This window comes from Streptosporangium sp. NPDC005286, from assembly GCF_040607515.1.
Classification (GTDB): domain Bacteria; phylum Actinomycetota; class Actinomycetes; order Streptosporangiales; family Streptosporangiaceae; genus Streptosporangium.
In genome coordinates, this window is the sequence record NZ_JBEXGU010000028.1 from 31,911 (window position 1) to 56,399 (window position 24,489).

The window sequence follows — 24,489 nt, forward strand, 5'->3', positions numbered from 1 at the left end:
CGGGGCCGCCGCCGGTGCCGTGCCTTCCGGATGAGGGCACCGGGTGTTCGGGAGCACGCGCATGGCCTGGGAGGATGTGAAGGTGGCGGGCTCGGCCCACCAGGTGTGGACACGAGCGACACGAGAGGGTTGGGTATGGCTCCTAGGGCGGACGGCCGGCCCGACCTGCCGGCTGTGAGTGAGCGGCAGAGCCTGCGGGAGCAGGTGGCGCACGCGCTCAGGGCGGCACTGATCACCGGTGAGATGAGACCCGGCATGGTCTACTCCGCCCCGGCCCTCGCCGCCCAGTTCGGCGTCTCGGCGACCCCGGTGCGCGAGGCGATGCTCGACCTGGCCAAGGAGGGCCTGGTCGAGGCGGTGCGCAACAAGGGCTTCCGGGTCACCGAGCTGTCCGAGCGCGACCTGGACGAGCTGACCGAGCTCCGCAGGCTGATCGAGGTGCCCACGGTGTCGCAACTGGCCGGCAGACCGGCCGGCACCGTGGGCGCGCCGAACTTCGAGGCGCTCCGCCCGCAGGCCCAGGCGATCGTCGACGCGGCCGAGCGCGGCGACCTGCTCGGTTACGTCGACGCCGACATCCGTTTCCACCTGGACCTGCTCGCCCTGGCGGGCAACTCCCACCTCGTGGAGGTGGTCCGCGACCTGCGCAACCGGGCCCGTCTGTACGGCCTGTCCGCCCTGCACCAACGGGGGGGCCTGGTCGACTCCGCCCGCGAGCACCTCACGCTGCTCGACCTGCTCTCGGCGGGAGACGTGAGCGGTACCGAGCGGCTGATGCGCGAGCACATCCGGCACGTACGCGGCATCTGGGCCAGCCGCCCCGAGTAGCGGCGCGGGTCAGCGCGAGCCGCGGGTGGCGCCGACACTGGCGATGACCACGCAGCCGATGGCGGCCCACTCGCGTACCTGGAGCACCTCGCCCAGTACCAGCAGGCCGACCAGCGCGGCCGCCGCGGGCTCCAGGCTCATCAGGATGCCGAAGACCCGCTTGGGCATCCTGCGCAGCGCCTCCAGCTCTATCGAGTAGGGGATGACCGACGACAGCAGGCCCACCCCGACACCGATCAGCAGCAGTTCGGGCCGGAGCAGGTCGGCGCCGCCCGAGGTGATCCCGAAGGGGGCGATCAGCACGAAGGAGATGATCATCGCCAGGGAGAGGCCGGTGGCCCCGGGGAAGCGCCGGCCGACCGAGGCCGCCAGCAGGATGTAGCCGGCCCAGCAGGCCCCCGCGACCAGGGCGAAGGCGATTCCGGCCCAGCTGATCCTGGAGGCCGAGGTGCCCCACGGGGCCAGCAGCACCACGCCGGAGGCGGCGAGCACGACCCAGAGCAGGTCGAGGCGGCGGCGCGAGGCCGCCACCGCGACACCGAGCGGCCCGAGGAACTCGATCGCCACCGCGATGCCCATGGGCAGCCGGGCCAGCGCCTCGTAGAACGACAGGTTCATCAGGCCAAGCGTCAGGCCGAAGGCCGCGCCCGCCGCGAGGTCCGCCCGGGTCAGTCCCTTCAGCCGGGGCCTGGCGATCATCCCCATGATCAGCGCACCCGTCGCGATCCGCAGGAACACCACCGCGCTCGGTGGCAGCTGGGAGAACAGGTCCTTGGCGAAACCCGCGCCCACCTGCACCGACAGGATGGCCAGCAGCACCAGCCCGGAGGGCGGGATGGCGTCGGAGGCGGCCCTCAGCAGCGCTCCCGGTCTGCGGGGCTCGGCGGGCCCAGGCAGGGCTTCGGCGGTCACGACACTCCTTGTGCCAGGCGCAAAATAGTTAATGGCACCTTACTTGCCGGGGGCTCCCGTTTTCAGCGACGTCCGCGATGCGAGACGGGCTCAGGAAAGAGGACGGCCGCCATGGGACGGGCCACCACGAACCGGAGAGGTCACATCATTCCCAGCGGAAGGTTCGCGAGGTCAGGAAGAGCGACACCGCGGCCCACGCCGCGAGGACCGCCAGCGCGGCGAGAGGCGGTCCCGCCCCCTCGCTCAGGACCGCGCGGAGCCCTCCGCTCAGCGCGGAGATCGGCAGTGACTCCAGCACCGGCCGTACCGGCTCGGGGAACCTGGTCAGCGGGAAGGCGATCCCGCCGCAGGCGAGCAGGACCAGGTAGACCAGGTTCGCCGCGGCGAGCGTGGCCTCGGCGCGCAGCGTGCCGGCCATCAGCAGGCCGAGCCCGCTGAACGCGGCGGTGCCCAGCACGACCAGCAGCAGCACCGCGAGCGGCGAGCCCGCCGGGCGCCAGCCCAGGGCGAGCGCCACCCCGCAGATGACCGTGACCTGGATGACCTCCACGGCGATTACCGCGAGCGTCTTGGCCAGCATCAGCCCGGTCCGCGACAGCGGGGTCGCGCCCAGCCGCTTCAGCACGCCGTAGCGGCGTTCGAAGCCCGTCGCGATGGCCTGCCCGGTGAAGGCGGTGGACATCACGGCCAGCGCGAGCACTCCGGGGGCCATGAAGTCGATGCGGGAACCGCCGCCCACGTCGATGATCGGGGCGACCGAGAGGCCGACGAGCAGCAGCACCGGGATGATCATCGTGAGCAGCAGCTGCTCGCCGTTGCGGAGCATCGCCTGGATCTCCGCGCCCGTCTGGGCCGCCACCATCCGGCGCAGCGGCGCGGCTCCGGGGGCCGGGGTGAGGTCCAGGGTGGTCAAGCGGCTCTCCTGTGGTCTGGCTCGGGCCGCGCCCGGATCCATGCGTGGTGAGGGGGGTGCCGGGAGCGTCACCGGAGCTCGCGCCCGGTCAGCTCCAGGAAGACGTCTTCCAGGGTACGCCGCTCGATGCTGAGGTCGTCGGTGCTCACGCCCTCGGCGGCGCACCAGGTCGTCACGGTGGCCAGCAGGCCGGGCACGACCTGACCCTCGATGATGTAGTGCCCCGCCGGTGACTCCTTGGCCGAGCTGCCGACGGGCAGCGCGGCGAGCAACTCGTCCAGGCAGAGCCCGGGGCGGGCACGGAAGCGCAGTTGCCGCTCGGCGCCGGTGAGGGAGGAGGGGGTGCCCTCGGCGACCACCCGGCCGCGGTCGATGATCACGATCTGGTCGGAGAGCTTCTCCGCCTCCTCCATGTGGTGGGTGGTGAGCACCACCGAGACCCCGCTCGCGCGCAGCTCGCGTACCAGCTCCCAGCAGGCGTGCCTGGCCTGCGGGTCCAGGCCCGCGGTCGGCTCGTCGAGAAAGACCAGCTCGGGACGGCCGATGACCGCTCCGGCCAGCGACACGCGCTGCTGCTGGCCGCCGGAGAGCCTCCGGTACGGGGTGCGGGCGTGCTCGGTCAGCCCCAGCCGTTCCAACAGCGCCGCGGGATCGAGCGGGTGGGCGTGGAAGCGGGCCATCAGCCGCAGCCACTGCCCACAGCGGGTCGCCGGGGGAACGCCGCCCGCCTGGAGCATCACCCCGACCCTGGCCCGCAGCTCCGGCCTGGACGGATCGAGTCCGAGCACCTTCACCCTGCCGCCGTCGGCCCGGCGGAATCCCTCGCAGATCTCCAGCGTGGAGGTCTTGCCGGCCCCGTTGGGGCCCAGCACGGCGGTGACCGCGCCTCGGGCGGCGTTGAAGGTCAGGCCGTCGATAGCGGTCGTTCCGCCGTATCTCTTGACCAGGTCGACGATCTCGACGGCTGGGGATTCCATGGCCACGAGTTTAGGGACCGCGGCCGCCGGTCATGTTCCCGGACCACGCGTCCGGGCCGCTCCATACCGGCCAGGAGTTCCGGCCCTGAGGCGCCGGGGGCTCCCAGAGGGCTTTTACTGGTCAGTGCTTTGAGATTCTTTCTGGGAAATTTCCTAAATCCAGGAATTCGGATGACCTGTTGATGGTTGGGACGCTTCGGCCCCTGCGGGCCCGTCGTGGCCTGCGATCAAAAGGGGAGTACGGATATGACCGCCGTCGTCGGCGAGTCGGACGTGGTGCCGGGCACGCGGCGCAGACTGTTGCTGATCATCCTGGGTGCGCTCTCCGCGATCGGTCCCCTGTCGATCGACATGTATCTGCCGGCCTTCCCGGCCATCGCCGCCGACCTGGGCACCGGGCAGGCACAGGTGCAGCTCACCCTCACCGCCTGCCTCATCGGGGTCTCCGCCGGGCAGGTCGTCGCCGGCCCGCTCAGCGACGTGCGCGGCCGCCGGGGGCCGCTGCTGCTCGGCATCCTCGCCTACGCCGTCGCCTCGCTGCTGTGCGCCTTCTCGCCCTCGGTGTACGGGCTGGTCGGGTTGCGCCTGCTCCAGGGCATCGCGGGCGGCGCCGCGCTGGTGATCGTCCGCGCGGTCGTCCGGGACCTGTACGAGGGGGCGGCCATCGCCCGCATCTTCGCCACCCTCATGCTGGTGACCGGCCTCGCGCCGATCCTGGCCCCGCTCGCGGGCGCGCAGCTGCTCAACCACACCTCCTGGCGGGGTGTCTTCGTCGCGCTGAGCGTCGCCGGCCTGCTGCTGCTGGCCGCCGCGCTGTCGGGGGTGCACGAGACGCTCCCCGCGGACCAGCGTGAGGGCGGGGGGCTGCGGCACACCCTCGTCACCTTCCGGCACCTGTTCGGCGATCGGTCCTTCATGGCCCCCGCCCTGGCCGGAGGGCTGGGCTTCGCGGGCATGTTCGCCTACATCTCCGGATCGCCCTTCGTGCTCCAGGAGGTCTACGAGACCTCGGCGCAGACCTTCTCCCTGGTGTTCGGGCTGAACGCCCTGGGGCTGACCGTCACCGCGCAGATCGGTGGGCGCCTCGCGGGGCGCCGGATCGCCCCGGCCCGGCTGATCCTGATCGGACTGTTCACGAGCGTGGCCGGAGCCGTGACGCTGCTTGCCACGGCGCTGTTCCACCTGCCCCTGCCGGTGCTGGTCGCCGCGCTGTTCGTGATCATGTGTGGTGCGGGCTTCGTCATGCCCGGCAGCGCCGCGCTCGCCCTGGCCGGCCAGCCCCCGCAGATCGCCGGGAGTGCCGCCGCGCTGACGGGTGTGCTGCAGTTCGCGCTCGGCGCGCTCGCCGCACCGCTGGTGGGCCTGGGGGGCGAGGGCTCCGCGCTGCCGATGGCCGTCGTGCTGGCCGGTTTCACCCTCGTCTCGCTCCTGGCCTTCACCGGGCTGCGAGGAGGCGCGCGGAATGTTTCCGCAGGTTAGGTAAGCCTTGCCTGCGTGACAAATCGCATTTGAGGCGGCTGAACATTGGTTTGTAACTCGGGAAGCAATTACGGCACACTGATGTTGTGAAATACGTGACCGGGATGCAGGGCACCGAGGGAGCCGCCATCGTGCGGCCCTCCGCCGTGTCCGCCGAGCGCAGCACGCGAGCGCGTGTCGCCCGGCTCATCCTGGAGCACGGGCCCGTCACCGCCGCCGCTCTCGGCGAGCGGCTGGGTCTCACCCCCGCAGCGGTCCGCAGGCACCTGGACGCACTGCTGGCCGAGGGAATGGCCGAGACGCGTACCGCCAGGCCACGAGGCCAGCGCGGGCGTGGCCGGCCTGCCAAGCTGTTCGCCATAACGGACGCCGGCCGGAGCGCTTTCGAGCACGCCTACGACGGTCTCGCCGGGAGCGCGCTGCGTTTCCTGGCCGAGCGCGTGGGCGAGGAGGCCGTTGCGGAGTTCGCCCGATCACAGGTGGCCGGCCTGGTCGCCCGCCTGCGGCCGGAGATGCGCGAGGTCCCCGCCGACCAGCGGGTGCGCGTCCTGGCCGAGGCGCTGTCGGCCGACGGCTACGCCGCCTCGGCGAGCAAGGCCAGCCTCGGCGGTGAACAGCTGTGTCAGCACCACTGCCCGGTGGCGCACGTGGCCGCGGAGTTCCCGCAGCTGTGCGAGGCCGAGACGGAGGCGTTCGCGCGCATCCTCGACACTCCCGTGCAGCGGCTCGCGACCATCGCCCACGGTGACGGCGTGTGCACCACGCATGTGAGTCCCCACCGGGATTCCGGGCCGGGCGCGAGGGAGCGCGCGGCGAACGCCCCGGCATCCACGCCGGTGCGATCACCAGCAACCCACGAAACGATCGACATATCGAGCAAGGAGACCGGAAGGTGACTGTCACCGACCGCCCGGAGCTGGAAGGCCTCGGGAATTACAAGTTCGGCTGGGCCGACTCGGACGCCGCGGGAGCGACGGCCCGGCGCGGCCTGTCCGAAGAGGTCGTCCGCAATATCTCCGCGCTGAAGAACGAGCCGGAGTGGATGCTGGACCTTCGCCTGAAGGGGCTGCGCCTGTTCGGTAAGAAGCCCATGCCGAACTGGGGCTCCGACCTCAGCGGGATCGACTTCGACAACATCAAGTACTTCGTGCGCTCGACCGAGAAGCAGGCCGCCTCATGGGAGGACCTGCCCGACGACATCAAGAGCACCTACGACAAGCTTGGCATCCCCGAGGCGGAGAAGCAGCGCCTGGTCGCCGGCGTCGCCGCCCAGTACGAGTCCGAGGTGGTCTACCACAAGATCCGTGAGGACCTTGAGGAGAAGGGTGTCATCTTCGTCGACACCGACACCGCCCTCAAGGAGCACGAGGAGATCTTCAAGGAGTACTTCGGGACCGTGATCCCCGTCGGCGACAACAAGTTCGCCGCGCTGAACACGGCGACCTGGAGCGGCGGCAGCTTCATCTACGTGCCGCCGAACGTCAACGTGGAGATCCCGCTCCAGGCCTACTTCCGGATCAACACCGAGAACATGGGCCAGTTCGAGCGGACCCTGATCATCGTGGACGAGAACTCCTACGTCCACTACGTCGAGGGCTGCACCGCGCCGATCTACTCCTCGGACTCGCTGCACAGCGCGGTCGTGGAGATCGTCGTGAAGAAGGGCGCGCGCTGCCGCTACACGACCATCCAGAACTGGTCGAACAACGTCTACAACCTGGTCACCAAGCGCGCCGTGGCGTACGAGGGCGCGACCATGGAGTGGATCGACGGCAACATCGGTTCCAAGGTCACCATGAAGTACCCGGCCGTCTACCTCATGGGCGAGCACGCCAAGGGCGAGACCCTCAGCGTCGCCTTCGCCGGTGAGGGCCAGCACCAGGACGCCGGTTCCAAGATGGTGCACCTCGCACCGAACACCAGCTCCTCGGTGATCTCCAAGTCCGTCGCCAGGGGCGGCGGCCGCACCTCCTACCGCGGTCTGGTCCAGATCGAGGAGGGCGCGTACGGCAGTGCCAGCACCGTCAAGTGCGACGCGCTGCTCGTCGACCAGATCAGCCGCTCCGACACCTACCCCTACGTGGACGTGCGCGAGGACGACGTCTCCATGGGGCACGAGGCCACCGTCTCCAAGGTCTCCGACGACCAGCTCTTCTACCTGATGAGCCGCGGCATGGGCGAGGACGAGGCCATGGCGATGATCGTCCGGGGCTTCGTCGAGCCGATCGCCCGCGAGCTCCCGATGGAGTACGCCCTGGAGCTGAACCGCCTGATCGAACTGCAGATGGAAGGAGCCGTCGGCTGATGGGTCTCGACACCGCCAAACCCCTGTCGACGCTCCACGAGAAGGCCTCGTACGACGTGGCGGACTTCGCGGTCCCGACCGGCCGGGAGGAGGAGTGGCGCTTCACCCCGCTCTCCCGGCTCAAGGGCCTGCACGAGGGCGTCGCGGCCTCCGCGAACGTGGTCGTGCACGTCGACGCCGCCCCCGAGGTCACCGTGGAGACCGTCGGCCGTGACGACGCGCGGCTCGGCCGGGCCTACGTGCCCGCCGACCGGGTCAGCGCCCAGGCCTACGCCTCCTTCGAGAAGGCCACCGTGATCACGGTGGCGCGCGAGGCCGTCGCCTCCACCCCGACGGTGGTCACCCTCACCGGGTCCGGCCGGGGCGCCGCCTACGGCCACACGGTCGTGAAGCTGGAGCCGATGGCCGAGGCCGTGGTCGTCCTCGACCATCAGGGCAGCGCGCTCTACGCCGACAACGTCGAGTTCGTTGTGGGCGAGGGCGCCACGCTCAAGGTCATCAGCCTGCAGGACTGGGCGGACGACGCCGTGCACGTCTCCCACCACCACGCCCTGCTCGCCAAGGACGCGACCTTCCGCAGCTTCGTGGTCACCCTCGGAGGCGACCTGGTCCGGCTCTCCCCCTCGGTCTCCTACTCCGGGCCCGGCGGCGACGCCGAGCTGAACGGCCTCTACTTCGTCGACGCCGGCCAGCACCTGGAGCACCGCCTGCTCGTCGACCACTCCCGGCCCGGCTGCCGGAGCAACGTCGACTACCGCGGGGCGCTGCAGGGCCAGGACGCCCACGCGGTCTGGATCGGCGACGTCATCATCCGGGTCGAGGCCGAGGGCACCGACACCTACGAGCTCAACCGCAACCTGCTGCTCACCGACGGCGCCCGCGCCGACTCGGTGCCCAACCTGGAGATCCTCACCGGAGAGGTCACCGGTGCCGGCCACGCCAGCACCTCCGGCCGCCTCGACGACGAGCACCTCTTCTACCTGCAGGCCCGCGGGATCCCCTACGAGGACGCGCGTCGCCTCGTGATCAGGGGCTTCTTCGCGCAGTTGGTGGAGAAGATCGAGGTCTCCGAGCTTCGCGAGCGGGTGCTCGCCCGGGTCGAGGCGGAGCTTGAGAAGTGACGTTCGAGAAGGTCTGCAAGCTCGCCGACATCCCCGACGAGGGCGTGATCGGCGTTGAGGTGGGCGAGACCCCCGTCGCCCTGGTCCGCCGGGGCGATGAGGTCTACGCGCTGCACGACGTGTGCTCCCACGCCGAGGTGAAACTCAGCGAGGGTGAGGTCTACGACGGCACCCTGGAGTGCTGGCTGCACGGTTCGTGCTTCGACCTGCGGTCGGGCAAGCCCACCGGTCCGCCCGCCAGCAAGCCCGTCCCCGTCTACCGAGTCAAGATCGACGGCGATGACGTCCTCGTCTCGCTCTCGAAGGAGTCATAAAAGTGTCTGACACGAGCCGAGTTCCCTCGGGTTCCACCCTGGAGATCCGCGACCTGCACGTCAACGTCGCCGACAAGGAGATCCTGCGCGGCGTCAACCTGACCGTGCGGGCCGGCGAGACCCACGCCATCATGGGCCCCAACGGCTCGGGCAAGTCCACGCTCGCGTACGCGATCGCCGGTCACCCCAAGTACACGGTCACCGGTGGCCAGGTCCTGCTCGACGGGGTCGACCTGCTGGAGCTGACCGTCGACGAGCGCGCCCGCGCCGGGCTGTTCCTCGCCATGCAGTACCCGGTCGAGGTCCCCGGTGTCAGCGTCTCCAACTTCCTGCGCACCGCGGTCACCTCCGTCCGCGGCGAGGCCCCCAAGCTCCGCCAGTTCGCCAAGGACCTCAAGTCCGGCATGGAGGCCCTGTCCATCGACGCGGCCTTCGCCCAGCGCAACGTCAACGAGGGCTTCTCCGGCGGTGAGAAGAAGCGCCACGAGATCCTCCAGCTGGAGCTGCTCAAGCCGAAGATCGCAGTGCTCGACGAGACCGACTCCGGCCTCGACGTCGACGCGCTGCGCGTGGTCTCCGAGGGGATCAACCGCTTCCGCTCGAACGGCGAGACCGGTGTGCTGCTCATCACCCACTACACCCGCATCCTGCGTTATGTGAAGCCGGACTTCGTCCACGTCTTCTCCGCGGGGCGGATCGTGGAGCAGGGCGGCCCCGAACTCGCCGAGCGGCTTGAGAACGAGGGTTACGAGGCCTACACGAAGGCGTCGGCCTGATGGTGGACACCGGCCTTGACGTGGAGAGGATCAGGAAGGACTTCCCGGTCCTCTCCCGAGAGCTTCCCGGCGGCAGGCCGCTGATCTATCTCGACTCGGGCAACTCCGCGCAGAAGCCGACCCAGGTGGTCGAGGCGATGCGCGAGCACATGGCGATGCACTACGCCAACGTCGGCCGCGCCATGCACGCGCTGGGCGCCGAGTCCACCGAGGCGTACGAGAACGCCAGGGACAAGGTCGCCGCCTTCGTCGGCGCGCCCGACCGCGACGAGATCGTCTTCACCAAGAACGCCTCCGAGGCGCTCAACCTGGTGGCGTACGCCTTCGGTAACCCCATCGGTGAGGACCCGCGCTTCCGGCTCGGCCCCGGAGACGAGATCGTCATCTCCGAGATGGAGCACCACTCCAACATCGTGCCGTGGCAGATGCTCGCGCAGCGCACGGGTGCGACGCTGCGCTGGTTCTCCGTCACCGACTCCGGCCGCCTGGACCTGTCGAACCTCGACGAGCTCGTCACCGAGCGCACGAAGATCGTCTCGATCGTGCACCAGTCGAACGTGCTGGGCACGGTCAACCCGGTCGCCCCGGTGCTCGCCAGGGTCCGCGAGGTCGGCGCGCTGATGATGCTCGACGCCTCGCAGTCGGTGCCTCACCAGCAGGTGGACGTGGCCGCGCTGGGTGTCGACTTCCTGGCCTTCACCGGCCACAAGGTCGTCGGCCCCTCGGGGATCGGCGTGCTGTGGGCCCGCGGTGAGTTGCTTTCGGCCATGCCCCCGTTCCTGGGCGGCGGCGAGATGATCGAGGCGGTCTGGATGGACCGCTCGACCTACGCGCCCGCACCGCACAAGTTCGAGGCGGGTACGCCGCCGATCGTCGAGGCGGTCGGCCTCGGTGCCGCGGTCGACTACCTGTCCGAGATCGGGATGGACGCCGTCGTCCGGCACGAGCACGAGCTCACCGCCTACGCGCTCGGTGCGCTGGGAGAGGTCCCGGGCCTGAAGGTGATCGGCCCGCTGGACCTCGCCGACCGCGGCGGCACCGTCTCGTTCACGCTGGAGGGGATTCACCCGCACGACGTCGGGCAGATCCTGGATGACAACTTCGGCGTGGCGGTGCGCGTGGGGCACCACTGCGCCCGTCCGCTCCATCTGCGATTCGGGATTCCCGCGACCACGCGGGCGTCCTTCTACCTGTACAACACAACGGCCGAGATCGACGCTCTGGTCCGCGGCCTCCACCACGTGCGGAAGGTGTTCGCCTAGTCATGCCCGAGCAGTCGAGCCGGCGGGCGAGCGAACGGCGGGCGCCACACGCCCACGGCACGGCGTCCGGCGACGCGCGAGCGTACGGCGCAGCGAACGAGAAGGTGAGCACGACCCTATGATCGCCGAGTCCATGTACCAGGAGCTGATCCTGGAGCACTACAAACACCCGCAGGGGAGGGGTCTTCGCGACCCGTACGACGCCGAGGTCCACCATGTGAACCCGACGTGCGGCGACGAGATCACCATGCGGGTGAAACTGGGCGACGGCGGCAAGGTCGAGGACGTCTCCTACGACGGGCAGGGCTGCTCCATCAGCCAGGCCGCGGCCTCGGTGCTGCACGAGCTGGCCACCGGCTCGACCGTCGACGACTCGCTCGGCGTCGTGGAGGAGTTCACCCGGCTCATGCAGGGCAGAGGAAAGATCGAGGCGGACGAGGACCTGCTGGGCGATGCCGTGGCCTTCGCCGGGGTCGCGAAGTTCCCCGCCCGGGTGAAGTGCGCGCTACTGGCCTGGATGGCCTACAAGGACGCGGTCGTGAGGAGCACGAAATGAGCAAGGCTGTTGAGACGCCGACCACGGCGTACGACGGGGACACCACCCATGACGAGGTCATGGAGGCCCTCAAGGACGTCGTGGACCCCGAACTCGGCATCAACGTCGTCGACCTGGGCCTGATCTACGGGCTCCACCTCGACCCCGCGGAGGGGGGCGAGGGGGACGCCCTGCCGGTCGCCACCATCGACATGACGCTGACCAGCGCGGCCTGCCCGCTGACCGACGTCATCGAGGACCAGGCGCACTCGGCCCTGGACGGCATGGTCTCCGACGTGAAGATCAACTGGGTCTGGCTCCCGCCGTGGGGCCCGGACAAGATCACCGATGAGGGCCGCGAGCAGCTCCGGATGCTCGGCTTCAACGTCTGAGACGCGGTCACCGGTACGGCTCGCACCCCCCGGGTTCGGGCCGTACCCAATTGTGTGAGAGGATCACGGAGGCCGGGAAGAAAAACCCGGCCGGGAGTGTTGGCTCCAATCGACGGACAAGCGACCGGCTCACGCCGGACGCCCCGACCGAACTCGGCACTGCGAACGCCGGGTATGCTTGATCGTGGTTTGACTGCGTGCGGGTAAGCTAGACCCGCCCCGTGCGGTGCGCCTCGACTTGCACCGCACCACCGCCCCCATGTGGGTGTTGATCAAGCGCGGCCTCAGGCCGCGCGTTCCAGGCTCGTCCTTTCGCAGAAGTGACGTGCCCCGTTCTTCTATCGAAAGGCACGAGTCTTCGTGACCATGCTTGACGCTGTTCTGCCCGAAATCACCGAAATCACCGAAATCTCCCAGGCCCCCGCAGGCACGTCCGAGTTCACCCTTCTCGGTCTGCCGAAGCCGCTGGTGACCGGTCTCTCCCGTGCGGGCATCGACAGTCCCTTCCCCATCCAGCGGGCCACGATCCCCGACATCCTCGCCGGCCACGACGTCCTGGGCCGCGGCCAGACCGGCTCGGGCAAGACGCTCGCCTTCGGCCTGCCCATGATGACCCGCATCGCCGGGGCCAAGGCGCGTCCCGGCCACCCGCTGGCCGTCGTGCTGGTGCCGACCCGCGAGCTCGCCATGCAGGTGACCGACGCGCTGGAGCCCCTCGGCCGCGGCCTGTCGCTGCGGATGAAGACCGTCGTCGGCGGCATGTCCATGGGCCGCCAGATCGAGGCGCTGCGCCGCGGTGTCGAGGTCGTCGTGGCCACCCCCGGCCGCCTGACCGACCTCATGCAGCAGGGCGAGTGCATGCTGGACGAGGTCCAGGTGACGATCCTCGACGAGGCCGACCACATGTGCGACCTCGGCTTCTTCCCGGTCGTCAGCGCGATCCTGCAGCAGACCCCGGCCGACAGCCAGCGCCTGCTCTTCTCCGCGACCCTCGACGGTGACGTGGACAAGCTCGTCCGCCGCTTCCTCACCAACCCGGTGACCCACTCCATGGCCCCGGCCGCCTCCTCGGTCGACACCATGGAGCACCACCTGCTGGAGGTGCACCGCGACGACAAGTTCCCGGTGACCGCCGAGATCGCCAACCGTGAGGGCCGGACGATCATCTTCGTGCGCACCCAGCACGGCGTGGACCGGCTGTGCAAGCAGCTCGCCCAGGTCGGCATCAAGGCCGGCGGCCTGCACGGCGGCAAGCGCCAGAACCAGCGCACCCGCATCCTGGCCGAGTTCAAGGAAGGCACGATCAACGTCCTGGTCTGCACGGACGTCGCGGCCCGCGGCATCCACGTCGACAACATCAGCCTCGTGCTGCACGTCGACCCGCCCCAGGACCACAAGAGCTACCTGCACCGCGGCGGCCGCACCGCCCGCGCCGGGGAGAAGGGCACCGTCATGACGCTGGTGCTCCCCAACGAGCGCCGCTCCACCGACGCGATGACCCGCCGCGCGGGCATCAAGCCGTTCCGCGCCAGGGTCACCCCGGGCCACCCGCGCCTGGAGGAGGTCGCCGGTGCGCGTACCCCCAGCGGCGAGCCGATCCCGGTCTGGGAGCCCTCGGCTCCGGCCAGCAGGCAGCGCCAGGGGCGCGGCGGCTTCGGCGGCAACGGTGGCGGGCGTGGCCCGCGTCGTTTCCGCTCCGAGCGTCCCGCCCACGGTGAGGGCCAGCAGCCCCGTGAGCGTTCCTTCGGTGACGACTCCCGTGGCGGCGGCCAGTACCGTTCCGAGCGCCCGGCCGGCGGTGGTTACCGCTCCGAGCGTCCCGCGGGCGGTGGCTACCGCGCCGACCGCGGTGAGCGCCCGGCCGGTGGCGGCTTCCGCTCCGAGCGTCCCGCGGGCGGTGGCTACCGCGGCGGCGAGCGGCGCGAGCCGTTCCGCGCCGACCGTCCGGCCTCGGCCGGTGGTGGTTACCGCTCCGAGCGTCCCGCGGGCGAGCGCGAGCCCTTCCGCGGTGACCGTCAGGGCGGCGGTTTCCGCGGTGGCGAGTTCCGCGCCGACGGCCGCGGCTCCGCCCCGCGCGGCGGCAGCCGCTACGGCCGCTGATCATCTCGTAGCACCCTGAAGGGCCGGTACGGCATTCGCCGTGCCGGCCCTTCGTCTGGAGCGGCCCGACCCGCCGGGACCGCCGCCGCTCCGCGTTCCGGCCCGGTCCCCGGAAGGGCCGCCGTCACCGGACCCGCCCGGGCGGGGGAGCGGTGCTGCCCCTGGGGGTGAGGCGGGCGGCCTCGTCCTGGTAGGGGCCGGGGCTCTCGCCGGAGACGAGGGCGAGGAGATGGCGGGCGGCGTGGGCGCCGTAGGCGGAGATGTCGCGGCTCAGGGCGGTGAGCGGGGGGCGGACGACCCGGGAGAGGGGTGAGTCGTCCCAGGCGACGATGGACAGGTCGCGGGGCACGTCCAGGCACAGGTCCTGGGCGGCGGACAGCCCGGCGACGGCCATGATGTCGTTGTCGTAGACGATCGCGGTGGGCCGGGAGGGCGAGCTCAGCAGGCGCCGGGTGGCGCGGGCGCCCTCCTCACCGGTGTAGTCGGTGTGCACGGTCACGTGCTCGGCGACGCCGTCGCAGGCCTCGGCGAAGGCGTGGTCGCGCAGCACGGTGTGGGCCAGGCGCGGCAGCCCGGCGACCCTGGCGACCCTGCGGTGGCCGAGCGCGACGAGATACTCCACGGTCTCGTGGACGGCACCGCCGTCGTCGGACCAGATGGGCAGCAGCGACCCGGCCTCCGACGGATGGCCGATCACCACGGCCGGCAGGCCGAGTGACTCGAACTCGGGGATGCGGGGGTCGCCCACGTGCAGGTCGACCAGGATGGCGCCGTCGACGCGGCCCTCACCCCACCAGCGGCGGTAGACCGCGACCTCCTGCCCGTGGTCGGAGACCACCTGCAACATGAGCGCGTACGAGCGGGCCGAGAGCTCGCCCTCGATGCCGCTGATGAGCTCCATGAAGAACGGTTCCACGCCGAGCGTGCGCGCCGGGCGGCACATGGCCAGGCCGACGGTGTGGGACCGCGCGCCGTTCAGGGCGCGGGCCGCGCTGTTGGGGCGCCAGCCGATCTCCTCGGCGATCGCCAGGATCCTGGCCCGGGTGCTCTCCGACACGCCGGGCTGCCCGTTGAGCGCGTACGAGACGGCCCCCTTGGACACCCCGGCCCGTCTGGCGACGTCCGCGATCGTCGGTCGTTTCATGATCTCCTCCGCGATTTCAGCTGAACCGGTCCAGTCGCCTATTGACAGTGCCGACACGTGGACTTTACGGTCACGATACTTATCCGGCTCAGCAAACGCATGCGGTCGCGTTTAGTTATTTGGGAGCGCTCCCATGTTGGAGAGGAGAACATAGATGCGGATTCGACGAAGGTTCGCGATCCTCGGGGTGGCGGCCTGCATGGTCGCGGCCGGGTGCACGGGAGGGTCGACGACGCCGTCAGCTCCGAGCGAGGCGCCGCAGGGGTCGGGCGCCGCGGCCCCCTCGGCGGGGGCGGGGGCGGCGAACGCCGCGTTCCCCCGCAACGAGACCCTGTACACCAGCGGCACCCAGTGGGGCCCGCCGGCCAACTGGAATCCGCTGCGGACCTGGGACTCGGCCACCGGCACCAAGGGGCTCGTCTACGAGACGCTCTTCCTGTACGACCCCCAGACCGACAAGTTCACGCCCTGGCTGGCCGAGAGCGGCACCTGGACGGACGACAAGACCTACGACCTCAAGCTCAGGCAGGGGGTCACCTGGGCCGACGGCAAGCCCTTCACCGCCGACGACGTGGTCTTCACCGTCGAGCTCGGCAAGATGAAGACCATCCCCTACGCCAACCTGTGGGACTGGCTGGAGAAGGTCGAGGCGGTCGACCCGGGCACCGTCAGGTTCACCTTCTCCAAGGCCAACTACCAGCAGTGGGCCAACTGGGTCTACAGCAACGCGATCGTCCCCAAGCACATCTGGGAAGGTCTCTCCGAGGACGAGGTGCTGAACGGCGTCAACGAGAAGCCGGTCGGCACCGGGCCGTACGCCTACCACAGCCACGACCAGGACCGCATGGCCTGGGTCAAGCGCGACGGCTGGTGGGCCACCGCGGCGCTGGGCAAGGAGGTCAAGCCCAAGTACGTCGTCGACATCGTCAACTCCAGCAATGAGGTGGCGATGGGCCTGCTGCTGCAGAAGGGCCTGGACCTCAGCAACAACTTCCTGCCCGGCGTGGCCAACCTGGTCCAGGGCAACTTCGGTATCAAGACCTACTATCCAGAGCCGCCGTACATGCTCTCGGCCAACACGGCCTTCCTGGTGCCCAACACCGCGAAGAAGCCGCTGGACGACCCCGCCTTCCGCAAGGCGATCGCCAACTCCATCGACACCAAGAAGATCGTCGAGGGTGTCTACGGCAACCTGGTCAAGGCGGCCGGCCCCACCGGGCTGCTGCCCCAGTGGGACAAGTACGTCGACCAGGCCGTGGTGAGCGAGAAGGGCTTCTCCTTCGACACCAAGAAGGCGAAGAGGCTGCTGGCCGACGCCGGATACAAGGACGGCGACGGCGACGGGTTCGTGGAGAACAAGGACGGCTCCAAGGCCTCGCTGAAGATCATCGTTCCGGCCGGCTGGACCGACTGGATGGAGGCGAGCCGGGTCATCGCCGAGGGCGCCAAGGCGGCCGGGATCGACCTCACCCCGGAGTTCCCCGACTACAACGCGCTGGTCGACCAGCGCGGGTCCGGCAAGTTCGACCTGCTGCTCAACAACGAGCGGCAGCTGTCCAACACGCCCTGGATGTACTACGACTACATGTTCCGGCTGCCGATCAACAAGCAGCAGAACACCGTCAACTTCGGCCGCTACGAGAACAAGAAGGTCTGGGACCTGGTTCAGGATCTCGACGGCAAGAAGGCCGACGACGTCGAGGGCATGAAGCAGGTCGCCTCGGAGATCCAGAAGATCCAGCTCGACGATCTGCCGGTGATCCCGCTCTGGTACAACGGCCTGTGGGCGCAGACCAGCAACGCGGTCTGGACCAACTGGCCCTCCTCCGACCCCGCGACGCCCAAGAGCCCGCCGACCATGTGGCGTAACTGGCTGGAGCTGGGCGGGGTGCTGACCCTGACCGAGCTGAAGCCCGCCGGCGGCTGATCCCCCGCGACTCTCGCCCCCTCCCCGCGCGCGGCGCGGGGAGGGGCTCATCTCGCCGATTCGGGAGGATCGCGTGCGACGCTATTTCGGCCGGAAGCTGCTCGTGTACGGGCTCACCTTCCTCGTGGCCGTCACGATCAACTGGATGATCCCGCGCTTCATGCCGGGAGACCCGGTCCAGAGCATGCTGGCCAGGGCCAACGTGTCACAGCCCGCCGCCGTTGAGGCGATGCGCGCCCACTACACGAGCCTGTTCGGGCTCGACCTGCCGCTCTGGGAGCAGTACGGCAACTTCTGGGCCGCGCTGTTCCGGGGTGATCTGGGGACCAGCATCTGGCTGTTCCCCACCCCGGTGACCGACATCATCATCCGGGCGGTGCCGTACACGCTGGCACTGCTCATCCCGTCCATCCTGCTCAGCTGGTGGGCGGGCAACAGGTTCGGCGCCTTCGCCGCCAGGCGCAAGTGGCTGGACAACACCGCGCTGCCGATCGGGTACGTGCTCACCGCGACGCCCTACATGTGGCTGGCGATCCTGCTGGCCTGGGGGCTGGGCATCGTGGCGGGGATCTTCCCCGTCTCCGGCGGCTACAGCTTCGCCATGCGGCCCAACTGGTCGTGGGAGTTCGTCGGCAACCTGGCGCTGCACTGGTTCCTGCCGTTCGTCTCGCTCTTCCTCGTGGCGTTCGGGGGCTGGGCGATCGGCATGCGCAACATGATCATCTATGAGCTGGAGGCCGACTACTCCACCTACCTGTCCTCGCTGGGGGCCTCGCGGCGGCTCATCCGGCGCTACGCCTTCAGGAACGCGGTACTGCCGCAGATCACCGGCCTGGCCCTGCAACTCGGCGTGCTCGTGGCCGGAGCCCTGGTCACCGAGATCGTCTTCTCCTATCCGGGGCTCGGCCACCTGATCCTCCAGGCGATCCAGAACCAGGACTTCTTCCTGCTGCAGGGGACCTTCCTGTTCATCGTGGTGGGCGTGCTGGTCGCCAACTTCATCATCGACATCGTCTACGTCCTGGTCGACCCGCGTACCAGGACCGGGATAGGAGGGGAGGCGGCATGACGGCCGTGCCCACCAGGCGCAACGAGGGTCTGTACTTCGCGCTGCGCAACGGGAAGCTGCTGGCCGGACTGGTCGTGCTGGTCCCGCTGCTCGTCCTGGCCGCCGCCGCCCCGCTGATCGCGGGGGGCGACCCGAACGCCTACGTCGCCACCCCGGCCTCGCCTCCCTCGGCCGAGCGCTGGTTCGGCACCACCATGTTCGGCCAGGACATCTTCGCCCAGTTCGTCTACGGCCTGCGCGTCACCTTCATCGTGGGGCTGCTCGGCGGCGGGCTGGCCGCGATCATCGGGATGGCGATCGGCTTCACCGCCGGATACCGGGGCGGCCTGGTCGACGAGGTGCTGAACATGCTCACCAACATCGTCCTGGTCCTGCCCGCGCTGGCGGTGCTGCTGATCGTCAACGCCTACCTCGGGGTCCGCAGCGTCGGCGTGCAGGCGCTCTTCATCGGGCTCACCTCCTGGCCGTGGGCGGCCAGGGCCATCAGGGCCCAGACGTTCTCGCTGCGCTCGCGCGACTTCGTGGACCTGGCCAAGCTCAGCGGCGTGCGCACCTGGAAGATCATCGCCAGGGAGATCGCGCCCAACATGAGCTCGTACCTCTTCATGACCTTCATCCTGCTGTTCGGCGGGTCCATCCTGATCGCCGCCTCGCTGGACTTCATCGGGCTCGGCCCCAGCGAGGGTGTCTCGCTCGGCCTGATGCTCAACAACGCGGCCCGCTGGAGCGCCCTGCACCTGGGCATGTGGTGGTGGTTCATCCCGCCGGGAGCCGGGATCACCGCCATCGTCGGCGCCCTGTACGTGATGAACGTCGGCCTGGACGAGGTCTTCAACCCGAAACTGCGGGAGCTGTAGATGACTCTGCGTGTGGACGACCTCAGGGTCCACTACAGGACTCTGCGCGGCGAGGTGAAGGCGCTGGACGGCGTCAGCTTCGGCGTCGGCGACGGCGAGATCCTCGGCCTGGCCGGCGAGTCCGGCTGCGGCAAGACCACCCTCGGCAAGAGCCTGATCAGGATGGACGGCCGGATGCGGCTGGCCGGGGGCACCGTCTCGCTGGACGGCGAGGAACTGCCCATCGGCGACGACCGGCGGATGAACCCCTTCCGCTTCAAGCGGGTGTCGCTCATCCCGCAGTACTCCATGAGCGCGATGAACCCCACCCGCAGGATCGGCAGGATGATCACCGAGCTGCTCGCCTCCCGGGGCGAGAGCGTGGACACAGCCGAGCTGGAGCGCCGGCTGGACCTGGTGGAGCTGCCCAGGGACATCCTGGGGCGCTACCCGATCGAGCTGTCCGGCGGGATGAAGCAGCGGATGGTGATGGTCATCTCCACGCTGCTCGACCCCTCCCTGCTCATCGCCGACGAGATCACCTCCGCGCTGGACGTGTCGACCCAGAAGGCCGTGGCCAGGACCCTCGTGGAGTTTCGGGACCGGGGCTTCGTGCGCAGCATGATCTTCGTCACCCACGACATCTCGCTGACCTACCAGATCGCCGACACGATCATGATCATGTACGCGGGGAAGCTGGCCGAGAAGGCCCCCGCGAGCGTGATCGTCAGCGAGCCGCGCCACCCGTACACCCGGATGCTGATCTCCTCGCTGCCCGAGGTCGGGGTCCGCCACGCGGAGCGCAGGCTCTCCGGCATCCCCGGGCGGCCGCCCTCGCTGCTCGATCCGCCGCAGGGCTGCCGGTTCAGGGACCGCTGCCCGCTGGCCTTCGACAGGTGCGCCGAGGACCCCCCGCCCATCGAGGTCGCCCCCGGCCACCACGTCGCTTGTTGGAAGGCGTAATGCTGAGTCTCGAAGGGGTCACCAAGACCTACCGGGTGGGTGCCTTCGGCACCGCGACCCTCACCGCCGTCGACGACGTGAGCCTCGACCTCGCGCCGGGGGAGGTGGTCTCCCTCATCGGCGAGAGCGGCAGCGGCAAGACGACCCTCGGCAAGACGGTCCTCGGGCTGCTCACCCCGACGCGGGGCAGGATCACCCTCGACGGAGCCCCCGCGCGGCCGGGAAAGGCGTACTACCGGCACGTGCAGGGCGTCTTCCAGGACCCGTTCAGCTGCTACAACCCGGTCTTCAAGGCCGACCGGGTAGTCAAGATGATCAAGGACGAGTACTTTCCCGGCGTCGCGGCCTCCGAGTGGGAGGGCAGGATCGAGAAGTCGCTCAAGGACGTCGGCCTCGACCCCGGGCAGGTCCTGGGCCGGTATCCGCACCAGCTCAGCGGTGGCCAGCTGCAGCGCCTGCTGATCGCCAGGGCGCTGCTGCTCGACCTCAGGTACCTCGTCGCCGACGAGATCACCAGCATGCTCGACGCCTCCACCAGGATCGACGTCCTCAACCTGCTCGCCGACCTGAAGTCGCGCGGCCTCGGGGTGCTGTTCGTCACCCACGACCTGTCGCTGGGCAACTACATCAGCGAGCGGGCCGTGGTCCTGTACCGGGGGCAGGTGGTGGAGTCCGGTCCCACCGCCGCGGTGTTCGGCAACCCCCTCCACCCGTACACGATCAAGCTGCTGTCGTCGGTGCCGAGGCTCACCGCCCGGTGGGACGGCGGCGATCCCGCCGTCCCCGCCGAGGACGTCTCGGCAGGGCCCTCCACGCTGGTGGAGGAGGAACCGGGGCACCTCGTCCGGCGGGGCGACACCACACTGACAAGGAGCGTGAGTTGACGACGGTTAGGGCACTGCACGAGGGCTGGACCCTGCGCCAGGTGGGTGGCGGGACCTCCCGTGTCCCCGCCACGGTGCCGGGGTGCGTGCACACCGATCTGCTGGCCGCCGGGCTCATCGAGGACCCGTACCTGGACGACAACGAGAACCGGCTGACCTGGATAGGCCGCTCGGACTGGGACTACGAGACGGTCTTCACCTGGAGCGCCGACTCCCACGACCGCGCCGACCTGGTCTGCGAGGGCCTGGACACCATCGCCACGGTCGAGCTCAACGGTGTGCGGGTCGCGGCCACGGCCAACCAGCACCGCTCCTACCGCTTCGCGGTGCGGGAGCTGCTGTGCGAGGGCGAGAACACGCTGCGGATCCGGTTCGCCTCCCCGCAGGCCTACGCCGAGGCGCGCCGGGCCGAGCTGGGCGAGCGGCCCGGCGCCTATCCGGCGCCCTACCAGTTCATCCGCAAGATGGCCTGCAACTTCGGCTGGGACTGGGGTCCGGCCGTGGTCACCTCCGGCATCTGGCGGCCGATCGGGCTGCACTCCTGGAGCGGGGCCAGACTGGCGTCGGTGCGGCCGCTGGTGAGCGGGGACGGCCGCGTCGAGGTGCACGTCACGCTCGAGCGCGCCACAAACGTCCCGGTGACCGTGACGGCCTCGGTCGCGGGCGTCGAGCGCGAGGTGCGGCTGGCCGCCGGCGAGTGCGAGGCGGTCCTGGAGCTGCGGGTGGAGGACCCCCGGCTGTGGTGGCCGCGCGGCTACGGCGCACAGGACCGCTACGAGCTGGTCGTACGCCTCGGCGAGGAGACCTGGACGGGCCGGATCGGCTTTCGCGACGTGCGCCTGGACCGCACCGGCGAGGGGTTCACCGTCGTCGTCAACGACGTGCCGGTCTTCGTGCGCGGCGTCAACTGGATCCCCGACGACTGCTTCCCGGCCAGGGTCACCCGCGAGCGGCTGGCCGAGCGCTTCGGCCAGGCGGTCGGGGCGGGCGTCAACCTGCTGCGGGTCTGGGGCGGCGGCCTGTACGAAAGCGAGGACTTCTACGACCTGGCCGACGAGCTGGGCCTGCTCATCTGGCAGGACTTCCCGTTCGCCTGCGCCGCCTATCCGGAGGAGGAGCCGTTGGCGAGCGAGGTGGAGGCCGAGGCGCGCCAGAACATCACCCGGCTGTCCTGGCGCCCCTCGCTGGTGCTGTGGTGCGGCAACAACGAGAACATCGAGGGCCAGGCCGACTGGGGCTGGCGCGAGGAGCTGGGGGAGAAAAGCTGGGGGGCGGGCTTCTACTACGATCTGCTGCCCTCGCTGCTGGCCGGACTCGACCCCACCCGCCCCTACTGGCCGGGCAGCCCGTACTCCGGTGACCCCGACCTGCCGCCCAACGACCCCGCGCGCGGCACCGTCCACATCTGGGACGTGTGGAACCGCGAGGACTACACCCGCTACGGCGACTATCGCCCCCGCTTCGTGGCCGAGTTCGGCTTCCAGGGACCGCCCGCCCACGCCACGCTGCGCGGGGCGGTCAGCGACGACCCGCTCACCCCCACCTCGCCCGGCGTGCTGCACCACCAAAAGGCGCACGAGGGCAACGCCAAGCTGCTGCGCGGCCTCGGTGAGCACCTGCCCCGGCCGCAGACCTTCGACGACTGGCACTACCTGACCCAGCTCAACCAGGCCAGGGCGGTGGCCTTTGGCATCGAGCGCTTCCGGGCGCTGGCGCCGCACTGCGCGGGCACGATCGTCTGGCAGCTCAACGACTGCTGGCCGGTCACCTCCTGGTCGGCCGTCGACGGCGCCGGGCGGCGCAAGCCCCTGTGGTACGCGCTGCGCCGTGTCTACGCCGACCGTCTGCTCACCGTCTGCGACGGCGTCGTGGCCGTGGTCAACGACGGCCCGCAGCCGTGGTCGGGTGAGCTGGAGTTGTCGCGGCTCGGCCTGGGCGGGGAGGTGTTGGCCACCGAGAGGGTCGCGGTCGAGGTGGCGGCGCGCTCGGTGGCCAGGGTCGGGCTGCCGGACTCGGTGGCCGTCCCCGGGGACCCGTGTGCCGAGCTGCTCTCGGTACGGCTGGGCGAGCACCGCGTGCTCCGCTTCTTCGTCGAGGACCCGCGGGTCGCCTTCCCGGTGGCCGCCTATGACACCGAGGTCGTGCCCGCGGCCGGCGGCCTGGATGTCACCGTCACCGCCCGTACCCTCCTGCGCGAGCTGGCCCTGTTCCCCGATCGCCTCGATCCGGCGTCCTGGGTGGACGACATGCTGCTGACCCTGCTTCCCGGTGAGAGCGTCACCCTGCACGTGACGGGCTCGCCCGATCCGGCCGCTCTCGTCACCCGCCCGGTGCTCCGCTGCGTCAACGACCGAACGTCCCCCGGGCCGCCCCCATGGGCGGCCCGGGCACGGGACGGTCAAATGGAGTGGTGACCTCCGGAGATCACCCGGCGGCTCGCGTCCGGCGAGGGTGGACCCGCACACGCCGGGGTCGGTGAGCCCGTTAGGCTTGACGCGCACATCCGACGACGCCGAGAGAGATCATGAAGACCTTCGAAGAGCTGTACGCCGAGCTGTCCGACAAGGCGCGCACCCGGCCCGCGGGCTCGGGCACCGTGGCCGCGCTGGACGCCGGAGTCCATGCCATCGGCAAGAAGGTCGTGGAGGAGGCCGCCGAGAGCTGGATGGCGGCCGAGCACGAGTCGAAGGAGCGGGCGGCCGAGGAGATCTCCCAGCTCCTCTACCACGTGCAGGTCCTCATGATCGCCAGGGGGATCGGACTGGACGAGGTCTACAAGCATCTGTGAGCCGGTGCGCCCGGCTCCCGGTCTCGTAGGCAGATCCCGTCCACAGGTAAGGAACCCAGCCATGCTCCGTCTCGCCGTACCCAACAAGGGCGCCCTCACCGAGGCCGCCCAGACGATACTCAAGGAAGCCGGATACCGCGCCCGCAAGGACAGCAAGGAGCTCGTGGTCGTCGACCCGGAGAACTCCTGCGAGCTGTTCTTCCTGCGGCCCAAGGACATCGCCGTCTACGTCGGCGAGGGCACCCTGGACGCCGGGATCACCGGCCGCGACATGCTGCACGACTCCGGGGCGCAGGTCGAGGAGATCATCCCGCTCGGCTTCGGCCGCTCCACCTTCCGCTTCGCCGCGAATCCGGGGGACTTCGCCTCCGTCGCCGACCTCAAGGGCAAACGCGTCGCCACCTCCTACGCGGGCCTGCTGGAGTCCTACCTGGCCGAACAGGGCGTCGACGCCCGGGTGATCAAGCTGGACGGCGCCGTCGAGACCGCCATCCGGCTGGGCGTGGCCGACGCCGTGGCCGACGTGGTGGAGACCGGCACCACGCTGCGCAACATCGGCCTGGAGGTGTTCGGCGAGCCGATCGCCCGCTCCGAGGGTGTGCTGATCAAGCGGACCGGCGCCGTGGAGGCCCCGGGCCTGCAGCAACTCGTCCGCCGCCTGCAGGGCGTGCTGATGGCACGTGACTACGTGATGATGGACTACGACATCCGCGCCGAGCGGATCGAGGAGGCCATCGCCCTCACCCCCGGCATGGAGGGCCCCACGGTCTCTCCGCTGCACCGGGAGGGCTGGGTCGCGGTCCGGGCCATGGTCCCGCGCAAGGGGCACCAGCAGGTCATGGACCAGCTCTGGGAGATCGGCGCCAAGGCCATCCTGGTGACCGCCATCTTCGCCTGCCGGATCTGACCCGCCGTCCGCGCCCCTCCGCGCCACCGGCCCGGCCCGCGGCGGTGTCCGCAGATC

General features: G+C 70.1%; 23 protein-coding genes. 19 read left to right on the forward strand and 4 right to left on the reverse strand.

The features are described from left to right. Window positions 1–174: 174 nt before the first annotated feature. Window positions 175–828, forward strand: a complete 654-nt coding sequence (locus tag ABZU75_RS13420; protein ID WP_355553269.1) for a GntR family transcriptional regulator — start codon at window positions 175–177, stop codon at window positions 826–828. Window positions 829–837: 9 nt separating this feature from the next. Here ABZU75_RS13420 and ABZU75_RS13425 read toward each other — a convergent pair whose 3' ends face one another. The 3 genes from ABZU75_RS13425 to ABZU75_RS13435 form a co-directional block, all read right to left on the reverse strand. Then, the gene (locus ABZU75_RS13425) at window positions 838–1,740 is read right to left on the reverse strand and encodes a DMT family transporter (protein ID WP_355553272.1); all 903 of its coding nucleotides are present in this window, start codon (window positions 1,738–1,740) and stop codon (window positions 838–840) included. Between the two features lie 145 nt (window positions 1,741–1,885). After that, window positions 1,886–2,695: an ABC transporter permease gene (locus ABZU75_RS13430; protein ID WP_355553275.1), complete on the reverse strand. Its 810-nt coding sequence runs from the start codon at window positions 2,693–2,695 to the stop codon at window positions 1,886–1,888. 26 nt (window positions 2,696–2,721) lie between these two features. Then, on the reverse strand, window positions 2,722–3,630 hold the full coding sequence (locus ABZU75_RS13435) for an ABC transporter ATP-binding protein (RefSeq protein WP_355553278.1): 909 nt from the start codon (window positions 3,628–3,630) through the stop codon (window positions 2,722–2,724). Between the two features lie 246 nt (window positions 3,631–3,876). Between ABZU75_RS13435 and ABZU75_RS13440 the strand changes: the two genes are divergently transcribed. The 10 genes from ABZU75_RS13440 to ABZU75_RS13485 all read left to right on the forward strand — a co-directional run bounded on the left by ABZU75_RS13440 (window position 3,877) and on the right by ABZU75_RS13485 (window position 13,914). Beyond that, window positions 3,877–5,109, forward strand: coding sequence for a multidrug effflux MFS transporter (locus ABZU75_RS13440; RefSeq protein WP_355553281.1), 1,233 nt, complete (start codon window positions 3,877–3,879; stop codon window positions 5,107–5,109). Between the two features lie 104 nt (window positions 5,110–5,213). Continuing rightward, window positions 5,214–6,005, forward strand: a complete 792-nt coding sequence (locus tag ABZU75_RS13445; RefSeq protein WP_355553362.1) for a metalloregulator ArsR/SmtB family transcription factor — start codon at window positions 5,214–5,216, stop codon at window positions 6,003–6,005. Next, window positions 6,002–7,414 (forward strand): Fe-S cluster assembly protein SufB, encoded by a 1,413-nt coding sequence (gene sufB / locus ABZU75_RS13450; protein ID WP_343981594.1) that lies wholly within the window; start codon window positions 6,002–6,004, stop codon window positions 7,412–7,414. The genes ABZU75_RS13445 and sufB overlap by 4 nt, the downstream gene beginning before the upstream one ends. Continuing rightward, window positions 7,414–8,535 carry a Fe-S cluster assembly protein SufD gene (sufD, locus tag ABZU75_RS13455; RefSeq protein WP_350918973.1) on the forward strand — a complete coding sequence of 374 codons (1,122 nt, stop codon included), beginning with the start codon at window positions 7,414–7,416 and terminating at the stop codon, window positions 8,533–8,535. Before sufB ends, sufD begins: the two co-directional genes overlap by 1 nt. Then, window positions 8,532–8,849, forward strand: a complete 318-nt coding sequence (locus tag ABZU75_RS13460; protein ID WP_355553286.1) for a non-heme iron oxygenase ferredoxin subunit — start codon at window positions 8,532–8,534, stop codon at window positions 8,847–8,849. Before sufD ends, ABZU75_RS13460 begins: the two co-directional genes overlap by 4 nt. Window positions 8,850–8,851: 2 nt before the next feature. Continuing rightward, window positions 8,852–9,625, forward strand: a complete 774-nt coding sequence (gene sufC / locus ABZU75_RS13465; RefSeq protein ID WP_355553288.1) for a Fe-S cluster assembly ATPase SufC — start codon at window positions 8,852–8,854, stop codon at window positions 9,623–9,625. Further along, the gene (locus tag ABZU75_RS13470; protein ID WP_350918979.1) at window positions 9,625–10,887 is read left to right on the forward strand and encodes a cysteine desulfurase; all 1,263 of its coding nucleotides are present in this window, start codon (window positions 9,625–9,627) and stop codon (window positions 10,885–10,887) included. Before sufC ends, ABZU75_RS13470 begins: the two co-directional genes overlap by 1 nt. A gap of 118 nt (window positions 10,888–11,005) precedes the next feature. Then, window positions 11,006–11,443 (forward strand): Fe-S cluster assembly sulfur transfer protein SufU, encoded by a 438-nt coding sequence (gene sufU, locus ABZU75_RS13475; RefSeq protein ID WP_350918982.1) that lies wholly within the window; start codon window positions 11,006–11,008, stop codon window positions 11,441–11,443. Then, window positions 11,440–11,814 (forward strand): metal-sulfur cluster assembly factor, encoded by a 375-nt coding sequence (locus tag ABZU75_RS13480; protein WP_355553292.1) that lies wholly within the window; start codon window positions 11,440–11,442, stop codon window positions 11,812–11,814. Before sufU ends, ABZU75_RS13480 begins: the two co-directional genes overlap by 4 nt. Window positions 11,815–12,180: 366 nt before the next feature. Beyond that, the gene (locus ABZU75_RS13485; protein ID WP_355553295.1) at window positions 12,181–13,914 is read left to right on the forward strand and encodes a DEAD/DEAH box helicase; all 1,734 of its coding nucleotides are present in this window, start codon (window positions 12,181–12,183) and stop codon (window positions 13,912–13,914) included. Between the two features lie 124 nt (window positions 13,915–14,038). On the opposite strand, the gene ABZU75_RS13490 is transcribed toward ABZU75_RS13485, so the two are convergent. Further along, complete coding sequence (locus ABZU75_RS13490) at window positions 14,039–15,058, reverse strand: LacI family DNA-binding transcriptional regulator (RefSeq protein WP_355553298.1); 1,020 nt, start codon at window positions 15,056–15,058, stop codon at window positions 14,039–14,041. Between the two features lie 154 nt (window positions 15,059–15,212). Between ABZU75_RS13490 and ABZU75_RS13495 the strand changes: the two genes are divergently transcribed. From ABZU75_RS13495 to hisG, 8 genes are all read left to right on the forward strand, one after another. Beyond that, a complete protein-coding gene (locus ABZU75_RS13495; RefSeq protein WP_355553301.1) occupies window positions 15,213–16,985 on the forward strand; it encodes an ABC transporter substrate-binding protein in 1,773 nt (590 codons plus the stop codon). Window positions 16,986–17,058: 73 nt separating this feature from the next. After that, window positions 17,059–18,054 carry an ABC transporter permease gene (locus ABZU75_RS13500; protein WP_355553304.1) on the forward strand — a complete coding sequence of 332 codons (996 nt, stop codon included), beginning with the start codon at window positions 17,059–17,061 and terminating at the stop codon, window positions 18,052–18,054. Continuing rightward, window positions 18,051–18,911 (forward strand): ABC transporter permease, encoded by an 861-nt coding sequence (locus ABZU75_RS13505; protein ID WP_355553307.1) that lies wholly within the window; start codon window positions 18,051–18,053, stop codon window positions 18,909–18,911. Before ABZU75_RS13500 ends, ABZU75_RS13505 begins: the two co-directional genes overlap by 4 nt. After that, window positions 18,912–19,853, forward strand: coding sequence for an ABC transporter ATP-binding protein (locus tag ABZU75_RS13510; RefSeq protein ID WP_355553310.1), 942 nt, complete (start codon window positions 18,912–18,914; stop codon window positions 19,851–19,853). Then, entirely contained in the window at window positions 19,853–20,737 is an 885-nt protein-coding gene (locus tag ABZU75_RS13515; protein ID WP_355553312.1) for an ATP-binding cassette domain-containing protein, read from the forward strand. The genes ABZU75_RS13510 and ABZU75_RS13515 overlap by 1 nt, the downstream gene beginning before the upstream one ends. Further along, window positions 20,734–23,151, forward strand: a complete 2,418-nt coding sequence (locus ABZU75_RS13520) for a glycoside hydrolase family 2 protein (RefSeq protein ID WP_355553315.1) — start codon at window positions 20,734–20,736, stop codon at window positions 23,149–23,151. Before ABZU75_RS13515 ends, ABZU75_RS13520 begins: the two co-directional genes overlap by 4 nt. A gap of 110 nt (window positions 23,152–23,261) precedes the next feature. Beyond that, window positions 23,262–23,525, forward strand: coding sequence for a phosphoribosyl-ATP diphosphatase (locus tag ABZU75_RS13525; protein WP_030904803.1), 264 nt, complete (start codon window positions 23,262–23,264; stop codon window positions 23,523–23,525). A gap of 61 nt (window positions 23,526–23,586) precedes the next feature. Then, window positions 23,587–24,432, forward strand: coding sequence for an ATP phosphoribosyltransferase (gene hisG, locus ABZU75_RS13530; protein WP_355553319.1), 846 nt, complete (start codon window positions 23,587–23,589; stop codon window positions 24,430–24,432). Window positions 24,433–24,489 lie beyond the last annotated feature (57 nt).

What these genes read in the sequence shown, in the direction of transcription:
- ABZU75_RS13515 (WP_355553312.1), top strand. Translation starts at nt 19,853, where the DNA reads ATGCTGAGTCTCGAAGGGGTCACCAAGACCTACCGGGTGGGTGCCTTC.
- ABZU75_RS13525 (WP_030904803.1), top strand. Translation starts at nt 23,262, where the DNA reads ATGAAGACCTTCGAAGAGCTGTACGCCGAGCTGTCCGACAAGGCGCGC.
- ABZU75_RS13510 (WP_355553310.1), top strand. Translation starts at nt 18,912, where the DNA reads ATGACTCTGCGTGTGGACGACCTCAGGGTCCACTACAGGACTCTGCGC.
- ABZU75_RS13505 (WP_355553307.1), top strand. Translation starts at nt 18,051, where the DNA reads ATGACGGCCGTGCCCACCAGGCGCAACGAGGGTCTGTACTTCGCGCTG.
- sufU (WP_350918982.1), top strand. Translation starts at nt 11,006, where the DNA reads ATGATCGCCGAGTCCATGTACCAGGAGCTGATCCTGGAGCACTACAAA.
- ABZU75_RS13430 (WP_355553275.1), bottom strand. Translation starts at nt 2,695, where the DNA reads ATGGATCCGGGCGCGGCCCGAGCCAGACCACAGGAGAGCCGCTTGACC.
- hisG (WP_355553319.1), top strand. Translation starts at nt 23,587, where the DNA reads ATGCTCCGTCTCGCCGTACCCAACAAGGGCGCCCTCACCGAGGCCGCC.
- sufD (WP_350918973.1), top strand. Translation starts at nt 7,414, where the DNA reads ATGGGTCTCGACACCGCCAAACCCCTGTCGACGCTCCACGAGAAGGCC.
- ABZU75_RS13485 (WP_355553295.1), top strand. Translation starts at nt 12,181, where the DNA reads ATGCTTGACGCTGTTCTGCCCGAAATCACCGAAATCACCGAAATCTCC.
- ABZU75_RS13480 (WP_355553292.1), top strand. Translation starts at nt 11,440, where the DNA reads ATGAGCAAGGCTGTTGAGACGCCGACCACGGCGTACGACGGGGACACC.
- ABZU75_RS13445 (WP_355553362.1), top strand. Translation starts at nt 5,214, where the DNA reads ATGCAGGGCACCGAGGGAGCCGCCATCGTGCGGCCCTCCGCCGTGTCC.
- ABZU75_RS13440 (WP_355553281.1), top strand. Translation starts at nt 3,877, where the DNA reads ATGACCGCCGTCGTCGGCGAGTCGGACGTGGTGCCGGGCACGCGGCGC.
- ABZU75_RS13490 (WP_355553298.1), bottom strand. Translation starts at nt 15,058, where the DNA reads ATGAAACGACCGACGATCGCGGACGTCGCCAGACGGGCCGGGGTGTCC.
- ABZU75_RS13435 (WP_355553278.1), bottom strand. Translation starts at nt 3,630, where the DNA reads ATGGAATCCCCAGCCGTCGAGATCGTCGACCTGGTCAAGAGATACGGC.
- ABZU75_RS13495 (WP_355553301.1), top strand. Translation starts at nt 15,213, where the DNA reads ATGCGGATTCGACGAAGGTTCGCGATCCTCGGGGTGGCGGCCTGCATG.
- ABZU75_RS13470 (WP_350918979.1), top strand. Translation starts at nt 9,625, where the DNA reads ATGGTGGACACCGGCCTTGACGTGGAGAGGATCAGGAAGGACTTCCCG.